Here is a 720-nt window from a genome sequence, read left to right as displayed (position 1 = left end):
CTGTGGGGTCAGGAGCAGAGAGAACAGGCATGGCACGAGGCGATCTGACGGATCATGAATGGGCGGTGATTGGCCCGCTTCTGCCTTCTGAGCGTGGACGTTGGGCCCGTCCAGCCGGAGACAACCGCCTGTTTCTCAATGGCATGCTGCATGTTCTGCGGACCGGCTGTCCCTGGCGTGACATGCATGAACGCTACGGCAAGTGGAACTCCGTTTATGTCCGGTTTCGCCGCTGGGCCGAACAGGGCGTGTGGGATGCCCTACTGCAAACCCTGGTAGAGCTGGGGCTGACCGATGACTGGCAGCATATGCTCGACAGCACCGTAGTCCGTGCCCATTCGCAGGCCACTGGGGCAAAAGGGAGGCTCATGCGGAAGCTTCTGGTCGGTCACGCGGCGGCTTTACGAGCAAAATCCACACCCGATGCGACAATCAGGGACGTCCTCCTGGCTTTGTCCTCACAGGCGGGCAGGTCTCGGATTACAGAACAACAGAAGCCTTGATGGCATTACCGGTTCCAAACCCCAGGGCCATGCTGGCTGATCGGGGCTATGACAGCGACGATTTCCGCCAGAACCTGCTGATCCACGGGATCCTGCCGGTTATGCCCTCACGAAAAGACCGCAGTGTTCCACAAAAAAACAGACTGGCGACGTTACAGGGACCGCAACCGCATCGAGCGGATGTTCAACCACCTCAAGCAGATGCGCCGCAGCGCGA

General features: G+C 59.7%; 1 protein-coding gene and 1 pseudogene. Both read left to right on the top strand.

What is annotated here, in order from left to right; translation table 11 throughout:
• Positions 1-29 precede the first annotated feature (29 nt).
• Positions 30-302: pseudogene (locus tag KP701_RS16640) on the top strand (transposase); the annotation flags it as partial.
• Positions 299-720, top strand: a 422-nt coding sequence (locus tag KP701_RS16635; protein ID WP_371819028.1) for a transposase, incomplete at its 3' end; no start/stop codon positions are given. The pseudogene KP701_RS16640 and the gene KP701_RS16635, both read left to right, overlap by 4 nt.

It is taken from the genome of Gluconobacter sp. P1C6_b (assembly GCF_018811945.1).
Lineage (GTDB): Bacteria > Pseudomonadota > Alphaproteobacteria > Acetobacterales > Acetobacteraceae > Gluconobacter.
This window is presented reverse-complemented; position numbering and strand designations above follow the sequence as displayed.